General features: G+C 36.6%; 6 protein-coding genes. All 6 read right to left on the reverse strand.

The window, feature by feature from the left end; translation table 11 throughout:
• Positions 1-52: 52 nt before the first annotated feature.
• From AC07XN_RS12160 to AC07XN_RS12185, 6 genes are read right to left on the reverse strand one after another with little or no spacing between them, the layout of a single operon-like run.
• Positions 53-2,827 carry a glycoside hydrolase family 2 TIM barrel-domain containing protein gene (locus AC07XN_RS12160; protein WP_494743285.1) on the reverse strand — a complete coding sequence of 925 codons (2,775 nt, stop codon included), beginning with the start codon at positions 2,825-2,827 and terminating at the stop codon, positions 53-55.
• 2 nt (positions 2,828-2,829) lie between these two features.
• On the reverse strand, positions 2,830-4,242 hold the full coding sequence (locus AC07XN_RS12165; protein ID WP_494743286.1) for a sialate O-acetylesterase: 1,413 nt from the start codon (positions 4,240-4,242) through the stop codon (positions 2,830-2,832).
• Positions 4,243-4,244: 2 nt separating this feature from the next.
• Complete coding sequence (locus AC07XN_RS12170; RefSeq protein WP_494743287.1) at positions 4,245-6,089, reverse strand: exo-alpha-sialidase; 1,845 nt, start codon at positions 6,087-6,089, stop codon at positions 4,245-4,247.
• 10 nt (positions 6,090-6,099) lie between these two features.
• Positions 6,100-7,023 carry a glycoside hydrolase family 43 protein gene (locus AC07XN_RS12175; protein ID WP_494743288.1) on the reverse strand — a complete coding sequence of 308 codons (924 nt, stop codon included), beginning with the start codon at positions 7,021-7,023 and terminating at the stop codon, positions 6,100-6,102.
• Between the two features lie 7 nt (positions 7,024-7,030).
• Positions 7,031-8,383, reverse strand: a complete 1,353-nt coding sequence (locus AC07XN_RS12180) for a glycoside hydrolase family 140 protein (protein WP_494743289.1) — start codon at positions 8,381-8,383, stop codon at positions 7,031-7,033.
• Positions 8,384-8,436: 53 nt separating this feature from the next.
• Positions 8,437-11,583, reverse strand: coding sequence for a DUF6298 domain-containing protein (locus tag AC07XN_RS12185; RefSeq protein ID WP_494743290.1), 3,147 nt, complete (start codon positions 11,581-11,583; stop codon positions 8,437-8,439).
• Positions 11,584-11,870: the final 287 nt, after the last annotated feature.

An 11,870-nucleotide genomic window follows, 5' to 3' on the forward strand; every position in this document is an offset into this window, starting at 1 on the left:
AATCAAATTTGCACATTTAATGGTTTGTTTTACAATAGACAATGCTATTATTCTACTTATCTCCCGAAAAGTCAAAATATAAAATCAATTCTTTGGCTCTGGCAGGTTCTTTTTCGTAATCGTAATAAATATTTTTCATGCCCATCGGACCAGAATTTTCCGTTTTATTGGTTTTTGAACCAATCCCAGCAATGCCCTGTAAAAAAGAAATATCACCGTTTGGAAAATTGATTTGATAATTTTTATAAGGGTCTTGTTTGAAAGCTGGTGTGAACAAACGGAAGAAAATATCTTCATTTTCAGTAACCACTGTAAAATTTTGTTGTTTGCCTATAAACTTGCACCAATACATATCTGAATGATAGCCCTTGAATTCTGGATATACAAATGGGATTTCCCCTGTTTCGGTGGTATTATATTCTTTTTGCCAAACACCAAATTTATTTCCCTTTATTCTATTTTTCCATACTCTGAAAGGTCCATTCCCCATATATTCTACTCCTTTAATTGCCGTTTCAGGGAAGGAGAAATTCACGCCAAAAAAGGTAGTAAAGTAATCACCTGGGAAATAATTTACTTTCATTTTTACCCAACCAGATGGATAGATTGTCCACTGTAAAGTATTATAACTATTTTTTCTATCGAATGTAGATGTAAGGATTAAGTTATCGTTTTCAAATTGGTAAGTGAAGTTCCTAAAATTAGTAGCCCCTTCTTGTACAATAGGTCCATTATTAAAAGGAATGATACCTTGTTTATTTTTAACTTTCTGCAAGATTCCCGTAAACTTGTTAATTGATATTTCTAAGTCTTTTACTGAAATGGTATAAAGAGAATCTATTTCTACAATTTTTGCTTTTTCATTTCCATCAGTTTTTACAATATTTTTAGCTATTTTTTCTGGCAAAGAAATCTTGAAACTCCAAGTAAAAATTTCTTGATTATTAAAATCCTTGGCTGTTACATACAATACATCATAAGCTTGCCAATCATTCGGAAGGGATAATTTAATACTTCCCTTTTCGGATGGCTTAATATTAGGAGAAACAATAGTTCCTGCTTTTTCAATCAGATTTTTATTATCAAATTGTTTTAACTTCCAAGAGAAAGTGCATTCTTTGATATTAGAAAACGAATAGCGATTTTCGATATTCAATACGCCATCAAAAGCAGGTGTAATTTCCTTAGCTTCAAACTTTATGGGACTCCATACCTCTTTAATGGTAAAATAGCTTCCTTCCTTTTCACGATAAGGACCTACTATTCCATCAGCTGCATGGTTACCGTCGGTATCCAATATGCCATTTTTGTCAGTTCTTACAATTCCTTGATCTACAAAATCCCAAAGAAAACCACCTGCTGACAAAGGACTTACCCACATTTTTTCCCAGTAATCTTCTAAGCCTGCTCCATGACCACCATCGTACATTCCATGCAAAAACTCTGTTGGCATTACGATATTATGTCCGTTATCATAATTCCCAATTCCATAATTATATTCACGGTAATGCTGGGTATCAAACCCTGCAAAAGCTTCCCAAGCGTGAATCACAGGACGCTTTTGAATATCTTCTTGTGGAAAAATTCCATCTAATTCATAATTATGTCCGCCTTCATTACCATTAATCCAAAAAATTACAGAAGGGTGGTTTTCATCATGAGCCACTAATTCTTTTAATAATTTGGTCCCTGTGGGAGTATCGTAATTGCCATGCCAACCCGCCAATTCATCCATTACGTATAATCCTAAGGAATCACAAACATCTAAAAAATGGTCATCTGGTGGATAATGCGACATCCTAACGGCATTCATATTCATGTCTTTCATTAGCTTCACATCCAGTACACTGATATCTTTGCTAGTAGTCCTACCAGAAGTAGGCCAAAATGAATGACGATTTACTCCTTTAAACTTAATTTTTTTTCCATTTACGTATACACCGTCTCTTTGCTTTACTAAAACTGAACGAAACCCAAACTTCTTTTCTACTACATGAACAACCTTGTTCTGATTTAGCAAGCTTACAATTACCTTGTAACGATTCGGTTTTTCTGATGACCATACAAGAGGATTATTTACAAACGTTTTTAACACTATAGTACCATCACCCTTCGTTACTTTCGCTGTTATTGGCAAGCTTACTTTCTTACCGTCAAGCGTATAAATTTGTGCTGCAACGGTTTGATTAAGTATGCCATTTTTCAGGTAAACATTAGCCTTAAAATTTCCTTGTGCATCAGCATCCAACGCTACTCTTTCGATGTGTTGTACTGGCAAAGCCTCTAAATACACTGGTCTAAAAATACCTCCAAAAATCCAAAAGTCACCTTTTCTTTCCGCTTCATTAACAGAAGCATTCGCTGAGTGTTTTGATACTGTTACTTCCAAAAGATTTTCTGTTCCAACGTTTACCAACGTACTAATATCATAGCGAAAGGCATAGTAAGAACCTTGATGAACCGCACCCGCTGATTTGCCATTGATTTTTACTTCGGTATCAGTCATTGCTCCTTCAAAAACAATGTTGATACTTTTCCCTTTCCAAGTATTTGGGACATTGAAAGTATGTTTATAAAGCCCCACTTCTTTTCCTCTTGAACTATCTTTGGCAAAACCATAATTGTATTTTCCAAAACCTTGCAATTCCCAGTTAGAAGGCACAGGAATAGTCGTCCATTTTCCTGAATTTCTTCCTGCTGTGCAGAAGAAATCCCAGTTAACGGTTTTATCGTTTCCTGTTCCAGATAAATACAGTTTTTGTGTTTCTTGTGCTTGTATAAGCCAAGAGGTCAAGCAAAAAAATATGGTTAAAAAGGTAATCTTCATTATTACTTTGTTCTAAAAGGACGGGCAGGTAAGCCTTCTTGATTAAATAAATTAGGTTGAGCAGCTTCATCCCAAGCAAAACGTACATCTACTGGTTTTGAAATGGTTGGTGAGGAAACAAATACTTTATTATCCTTGATGATTGCGTCTGCATCCACAAAATTTCCATCTTCGCCTGCAATCTGAAAATTAGTTAAGGCTTTTCCATCTTTACTGATTAAGCCCCCTCCTATTTCTTCAAAATCTATACGAATTATGCCGTCCTTAATTTTCATTTTCTTAAAGACAGGACCTGAGGCTACGATATTTTTCATGCCATAGTCATTATGCAAAGCGACTAGCGCTAAGCGTCTTCCAATTTCCCATTTATAAGATGGGTGAATATCTTTGATACTATCGACCAAATCTGTGGTAATAATCATTCCCGTGTTTTGAACTTTTAAAACATTGGTCTGAGCTTCTCTGAATGCAGGTAGCGTTTCTCTGGTTAACACAAATTTCCCTTTAGATTCCGAATAAGTATGAGGGGCTATTTGAACATAGTTAAAAGGCATTGCTTTATCTCCCCATAATTCCCTCCAACTATTGATTAAGGTTGTTAATTTTTGGGTGTATTCTATCGTTTCTGTTAAAAAACAGTTCGTTTCGCCTTGATACCACAAAAAGCCTTTCATTGCAAAAGGAATTAAGGGACGAATCATCGGTTCAAAAAATTTAGCAGGTTCACCTTCTACTTTTTGTCCTTTAAAGTAAGGAGATGTTTCAAAAGCCTCTTGTGCAATCCAAGGTTCTATCCTACTTCCGGGAATAGCCGAAGAAATCATCCCGATTGGCACATTTAGATTTTTATGCAATTCTTTCGCAAAGAAATAGGCAGCAGCCGAAAATGAACGTAATGCAGAGTCTTTCGCAATACTCCAGCCACGATGCAATGAATCTGGCTTAATTAATTCTTTACGATTGACTAAAAAAATACGGATGAGAGGGTTTTTAGCAAATTCTAGTTCATCTACAGGATTCTCAGTTATTATGTTTGGTCTTTTTACTTTGCTATTTTTCCGCATGGTGTATTCCATATTCGATTGCCCCGAACATAGCCACACTTCACCTACCAAAATATTTTGAAGTTTTATGATATTCTTTCCTGTGATAATGAGTTCAGCAGGAGTACTTGATGCCTTCAGGGGTTTCAATACCACTGCCCATTTTCCGTTTTCATCAGCAAAAGCTGTTTTGTCTTGTCCTGCAAATTGTACGTTTACTCTTTCTCCGACAGAAGCTTTTCCCCAGATAGTCAAGGGTTTATTTTGTTGCAAAACCATGTTATGTCCCAAAATACGAGGTAACACAATTTGTGCCTGAGCCTTGATAGTTAGCAGACAAAAAATAAAATATATAAGAATGTTTTTGGACATAACTAATAAGCACTTGTTTTGAATGATTTGATAATGAAAACTGCTTCTTTGTCTAATTCTCCTGCATTTTTCAAATCATAGCTTTGGTCTGTTGGTGTATCTGAATCAGGGAAACGACGAATTTCACCCGTTCTAAAAATCACTCTTTTAAAGGATGCCACTGGTGCAAAAAATAGTTTTGTTCCTTTGCTTTGTCCATTTACAAACACGTTAAACATCCGTTTGTGTCTGTCTAACTCTATTCTGATGGCATACTCTTGTCGAGCTTCGTACTTCATAATACCCGAATTTCGGTAACCCACTTTGGCTTTAAATGCACTATCAGCATCAAAAATCAATCTTACAGCTGGAGTTCCTTTGGCATCTACAAAGTCTATGTGCAATAGCCCTTTATCTGATTGTTGAGGAATAATGGTAAATTCAACTGCTACCTTCTTAGATTCTGGAATTACCCTTTCTGCTTTGGCAAAATCAAATTTATCTTTATCTCTTAAAACCAATGCTTTTGAACCATCAGCAATTTTTTCGATAGCCACAGGGGCATAAATAGGACTAAAAATATTCCAATACTTTAGCTCTTCGCCATTTTTCATCGTAGCGAAGACTTCGTTAACGTGATTTTTCACTTCATCTACCACAGGCACTGGAACCTTGCTCACCCAAATATCTTCTTTGTTCATACTATAGGTAAGCCACATATTTCCATCAGGCACTACGCCATCTCCTTCTATGATTCCACGCACATATTGGGGACCATAAGACTTAAAGTTTCCGCCATAACGCATCGAAGAAATTTCACCATTGACCAACAGTAAGTTAGTATAATTCAACCCATCCTTACTAGTAGAAACAGCCAAAGGCCAACGAAATTCTGAGGGATTATACACGGTAGCATATTTACCATCTGATGTTTTTTGTCCCCAAATTTTGGCATTACTATTTACAAATCCCGGTGCTCTTAATGGATTATACTGCCAAGTTTTGCCTTCGTCAGTACTAATTGAAGAAAGAGCGTGTTTCCATAAACCCACTACCCTATTATCAGGCAAATGATAATAACTAAATGCCTTGGCTTCTCTTTTCAGAGGAATCAAAGGGTCGTCTCTATCAGCTTCTTCTACCCATTGTTGCATCATTAAAGGAGTAGCTAATAATTCGTCGCAAGCTTCAATAAACCCTTTGTCATTACTAGCTGTATACAAAGGGTAAATAGATTTGCTTTTATCCCAAGAAGCATTGTTTCTGATAAAATATATTTCCCCAAATTTACCGTCTCCCAAAACCTCTCTTACTACTCTACCAATGCCTTTTCCATCATTAGGGTCATCTTTAGCATCCATAGTTATGCCATAGTAAGCTAACGTCAATAAACGCTTTTTCTTTGATACATAAAAGCCCATTCGTTGGTGCATGACGGCATATAAATCTTTGGCAACGCCTTTATATCCTGTCTTAGTCCAACCGTCTGGGATTTTATATGGTGGAAAAATAACCGTTGGAGTCGACCAATGATAGCCGTCTTTTGACGTTAACAATAGGGTTTGTCCAGGTGGAATATGCTCTCCTGATGGATTACTCAAGTATTGTAAATAAAAAGTGTTGTTCCAATATGCCAACATTGGGGCATGATTATATGTCCAATTATTCCCTCCTGCTAATGCAGGATTTTCTCTATTCGCATGAAATACTTGAATATTGTGTACTCCAACCGCAGGACTTAGTTGCCCGTGGTGGTAATCTACATTTGAAAGTGTTTCTCCCGTATAACGCACTGTATCCTGAGCCTTCATAATTGTAAAGCTCAAGATAATAGACAAACAACTTAGTATATATTTTAATTGATTCATATTTATCTGGTTATTGCTTGGTTGACAAAACCTCTTTTTGTAATGATTTCAAAATGCTTTTTTTAACTTTAAAAATAGTTCCATGTTTATGTCCTTCAGGAACAAACGTTTGTGCTGATACTTCTGTAAAATTTTTAAAGTCACTCGTTTTCATCGAGCCATAGTTTTTATCATGATAAGAATCGTAATAAATCAACCAATCATTCCCTACTTTTTCTACACTTGGGCCTTCTGTAAAATTCTTAGTAAAAGGTGCTGAAACATTGGTATAAGGCCCAATGGCACTTTCTCCAAAAGCTACCTTTATATTTCTATTGGGGCGAGTGTTATCTTTTAAAACCAATACATAATCTTTTGCTTTCCGTTTTACAATCACCGCATCTATCACGCTAAATTTGGGGTCAATTAATAATTTAGTCGGCGAGAAGTTTTTAAAGTCTGTCGTAGTAGTGCAATACATTCTATGGTTATTGTCTTCTGCTTCTTGGTCTTTTGGAAAACGAAATGGGATACACGAAGCCCAGATGATGATAAACTGTTTGGTTTCGTCATCATAAAATAATTCAGGAGCCCATACATTCACGGTTGTAGGTTCATGTTCCATGACTGGTATCATTTTTTGTTCAGACCAATGGATTAAATCCTTTGAACTAGCATAACCAAAGCCTTTATCTCCTTTCCAGCTACTCGTCCAAACTAAATGGAAAGTGCCATCTGGCCCTTGAACGATTGATGGGTCACGCATTACTTTTTGATTACCAATAGTAGGTTTCAAAAAAACATGGTTCATATCTGTCCATTTGTAGCCATCTTCACTATATAGGAATCGTAATCCATCAGTAGCAGGCTCATGAAATGAACTAAACATATATACATCTTTCGAGCAGGAACTCAAGCAAAGACTAAGCAATAGTATTCCTATTATTTTTTTCATATAAGGCTTATTTTGAGTCTAGTACCAATACCCAGTCATTTCCATCTTTTGGTTCAGCAGGAGGATTAAAGGTTTGTTCACCTTTATTTTCAAATACTCCTATTGTTATGAATTTCCCATCTCGTGGACTATACCAAGACGCATTCACTTGGTCGCCTGCTATTTTACCCATGCTTACTTTAAAATTTCTGCCTGTATACGTATAGACTAAGACCGTATTTTTCGACTTTGTAGCCAATAGATAATTATACCTTACTCCTTGATCAAGTATTAAACTTTGGTCTGGCACAAAATCAAAAAACTCTTTAGATAACATCAGGTTTTTTAAATGAATCATTTGGCTTGAACCTAATGCCTTCATCCCAACCGACCATTTTTCTCTAGGTCCAAAAGAAGTAGAGGACGAAAATCCTTTATGCATTTGCATCACTTCATTTTGTCCATAAGTATAGCCAAAAGCCCCTGCCAAAACTGACCAATAGCCATATCTACGTACATCGTCGGCTGTCCATCTTGTAGCCAACGAGTCGTGTAACCCATGAGGAATTCCTTCATAAGATGGCTCACCATCAATAGTAGGCTTTGTTGGATTTAAGCGATAATCATCATTGATAAATTTCCAATTATCTTCCCCAAAATGACGTGTTTCATTAGCAGAAGTATCTTGCTCATAAGATTTATGTCCTGACTGCACCATATTGAAATCTAGCCATTTTTCATTATGAAACCAGTCCGACGAAGACGTTCTTCCTCTTGGGTGAAAAGTAATTAAATGCTTGTCATCAATCTCATTAATGGTTTTTCCAATGGTTTTCCAAACAGCCAAAGAATCACTTCCTTTAATATCACCACCATTCAGCCAAATAATATTCGACTGATTTTTATAACGATTTGCCAAAAATGCAGCATATTTTTCGCCCTGCTTTTGTGAAACATGCCCTGCTTTTACATTCCCACCCCAAACAGGTACTAATGCCATATAGATTCCTTTTTCTTCTGCTTTTTTAATTACAAAGTCGATATGGTCCCAAAAATCATATTGTTCAGCATTCGCAAAATCATTGCCCTCTGTCACTTTAGGATTAGCTACATCTTTTTTTACCAAGGCAGAATCACCATATACATTCACAGCCTCAACAGTATGTAACACCATCACTTGAATCACATTAAAGCCTTTTTGCTTTCTGTCTTCAAGATATGTTTCGGTTTCTTCACGAGTCAATTTATTGAATAATAACCAGCCTGTATCTCCCAACCAAAAAAATGGTTTTTCATCTTTAGTAGCAATAAATCTTCCATTGGCAGATACTTTTAAGTCTGGCAATTCATTCCCCTCTTTAACAGTCTTACATGCTGACATAGCCATTAGACAACAAAAAACGATGATTAAACCTTTATGCATAGCATTGTATTTCATGATATTTTTCTGAGCCAAATCACCTCTGTTTCTGATGATTTATTTTTTAGTTGAATTATCTTTCCTCCTTTTAGTTTTTCTTCCTCTTTGTTAATTTGCCCCGTTTTCGGATTAATATAGTTTACTTTGAAGGTCGATTTTTGTTGGGTCAGGTCAAGCTTTATCACATTTTGAGGGTCATTATAAATGATAAACCCTTTCTCTGGATTTCCCAATGCCCATTGACTCGCTGTTTTGTCCAATAATTCAAAAGGCTTCATTAAGCTAGCATCTTGTAAAAATTGTGGATTCTCAACTACCGGGATATTTGCCAAAGAACCTCCTGCCATCAACACTGCCCAACCCATCGCATCAAAACTATCTGCTGAATAGATGACGGCTTTCTCTGGAAATTTTTGTCTGTATTCATCTACGGCACGATATACTTGTTCAAATGAAGTCTTTTTAGGATTCAATAATCGAGCATGTTGACGAGGAGCTAAATTTTGTCCTCCCAAGGGTGCATAAGCATTGCCATTTGCCTGAAAATGCCAATATCGAATATCTATTAAATTAACCACAGAGGCTCTTTCAGCATCAGCCAGAATCGCATCTTGTACATCTTTGGTAGTACTTAACCCAACAATTACTTTTTTATCCGTCTCTTTTTCCCATTCTTTGATAACATCAATCCAGAACTGGACAAAATGCAGTGGTCCCGTATATTCAGCACCGATTAATTGAATGACACCAGTGTTATCTTTGAAATTATCAAGACATTTACGTATATACGCTCTATGAATTTCACGACGAACAGGATTTGAAACATCATAAAACTGTTCTGCCATAAAAATTCGCTTGTCGCCTGCATAAGGTACTGGTTCAGGAAAACCAGTATTATTAATATTGTTAGCTGGTCTCCACGGGAAATCAGCATAGTGTGCACCCGCTTCTATGATATTATGTTGGAAATAATTCTGATGAATCAGCAACAATCCTTTCTGATCTGCTAAATCAGCATATTGTTTTAATCTGTTCCAATACCATTTATTATATTTTGTCAAGTCATATTTACTTAACCCATCATAAGCTGTTTCTTTTCCGCTTCTAGCAAAAGGTAATTCATAAAATGGAGGCCAAACATCGCCATCAATTCGACGGATTCGCTCATGATCATCACGACGACGTTCATACCACAATCCATAATTATGGTCGATAGCTTTTATGTTATTGCTTTTCATCCAATCTGTTAACTCTTCCAGATTATCCGTCAACCCTTTTCCTGTTTGTCCTGGCACAAAACGAGTAATATGAGCTTTCGCATTTTCTAAACCATAAGGTCTAGCACTACCCGACCACCAAGGGACTTCTTGTTTTCTTCCAATTACTACTTCTTTTCCACGCACCAGCCAACCATTTGTAATTTGTAAGGCCTCTGCTTTAGTCGGTAACATAGCTTTTTTAATACCTACTTGGTCAATCGTTGGCACAGTTGCTTGAGTAGGAATCTCTTCTCGATCTTTGGCTTGTGCAATAAATTCTTGTAATGTTTGGGCAGGCTTCTTCGCCTGCTCGGTCAAAGCCATCGCAACTTCCACTTTGGGGCTACTAGATGCCTCTGATGGTATCGGTAGCAAAATAGCTCTATTACCTAATTTGCTACCGATACGGTCTTTTAGTTGTGCATAATATAAACTTCTAGGGTTAATATGCTCGTTAGACATATCCCAGTAGCCATTTCCAGTAAATTGTGACCATGTACCAAAAGCCCAATTTTGTGCTGTTGGTGCTTGAAAACAATCGACTCTTGAAGCCGAACACTGCCATAAAACAGAATTGGCGGCAGTCCACCCTGCTCCTTGTCCATCTTGTCCACGATTGGCATAGCTTAGTGCTTGTCCATCAATATTTACTACATCGAACAAAACGCCCGAAGCCCAACTATCAATTGTTCCGCTAAAACTAAAAGGCAAATGTGCTTCGCATTGTACAAAAGCATTTGGCCCAGCGGCACAAAAACCAAGGGCATAATCATGATACCCAAATTCTGAATATAATCTTTGGAAGAGCGTCTGTTGACCAGTAGTAAAAAAAGTAAAACGACGCTGACCTCCGATTTCTGAAATCGGCGCTAGTGACTGACAATCTTCTACAGTAATACGTTTTCCTGTTTCTAAGACATTCACCGCCGAACCTGCAAAATGCTTGAACACTATTTGTCTAGCCCAAGCGTCAGTAACATTTTCAAATGAAATTGCTCCCCAGCGATGGTCTTCATCCTTTGGATTATTTAAATCATAACTAGATTCTAACCTCAGGTTTTCTACGCCAACTTGTGCAATTCTGCCATTCCAACTATATTTTGAAAGATAAGCACCACCATAATTAGCATCCAAAGCAGTAGTGATTGGGGCATCTAACGTAATTTCATTATCATTAATGGCAACGATTGTTCTATCCCAGAAAATATCTCTTTGACCAGCTTTCCATCCTAAGGCAGTGACTCCCCCTCCAAAATGGTCTGCACCTAATTTTTCAATCCATTCTTTCGTAGATGGTCTATGAAGCATTACTTTATCCCCAACCTTGAAATGACCATTTGCCTCAACCTTCACTTTCGATGAATTTACAGGAACATAAGTATCAATAATTTTTACAGCGGCCTCTAATACTCTATCGTTTTTTCCTGCAACAGTAATCAACGTTTCACGAATGTCTCCTTTCCCTAATATGGTTGTTTCGCCCTCTCCCATTCCACTCCCACGCAATACAATACCCGAAGTATGTATTCTTAAATTTCCTGATACTTCATAAGTGCCTTTTTCTAATAGAATTACTCCTCTAAAACCATCTTTATTAGGTGTTAATGTAGCTACGTAATCAATAGCAGATTGTATTCTAACCGTTGCGTCTCCAGTTTTTACAGGAACAATAACTTTTATAGTTACATTAGGAATGGCTTCTTCCCCTGCCATGTAACCACAATATGAAAAATCAGGAATACGATTTCCTTGTTCGTCTGGCGTGTAACTCAACTTCGAATTTGCTTCGAGATAGACAGGTGGAAGAGGCTTAACAACTTTAGCTTTCTGGGCAGAAAGCTGGATACTGTTCAATAAAACAGCAAGGTATACAAATGTTATTTTCTTTATTAAACTCACCATATTCATTTGGTAATTTCCACCAATCAGTCCTTTTTAAATTCAACAACAATTAAGCACTTAAAGCCTATAATAATCATTTCATCCTTAAAGAATATCATTTATTTTATTTATTCTTTTGCTATTTCTATACTTCAACACAAAATTAGAAAGAATCAATCTCATGTATTTATATCATTTTCTCAAGCTATTATACAATATTATCAAATCCATCCAAGTGTAAGAACCCTACAAATCAGGTCAAAAATAAGGGTTATTGCTTTCCAAGTTCATCTTATATTCCCTATAAT

It is taken from the genome of Arcicella sp. GW458-12-2-14-TSB2 (assembly GCF_059423785.1).

Coding starts and splice junctions, on each gene's coding strand:
- AC07XN_RS12160 (WP_494743285.1), bottom strand. CDS start 2,827: ATGAAGATTACCTTTTTAACCATATTTTTTTGCTTGACCTCTTGGCTT.
- AC07XN_RS12165 (WP_494743286.1), bottom strand. CDS start 4,242: ATGTCCAAAAACATTCTTATATATTTTATTTTTTGTCTGCTAACTATC.
- AC07XN_RS12170 (WP_494743287.1), bottom strand. CDS start 6,089: ATGAATCAATTAAAATATATACTAAGTTGTTTGTCTATTATCTTGAGC.
- AC07XN_RS12175 (WP_494743288.1), bottom strand. CDS start 7,023: ATGAAAAAAATAATAGGAATACTATTGCTTAGTCTTTGCTTGAGTTCC.
- AC07XN_RS12180 (WP_494743289.1), bottom strand. CDS start 8,383: ATGTCAGCATGTAAGACTGTTAAAGAGGGGAATGAATTGCCAGACTTA.
- AC07XN_RS12185 (WP_494743290.1), bottom strand. CDS start 11,583: ATGGTGAGTTTAATAAAGAAAATAACATTTGTATACCTTGCTGTTTTA.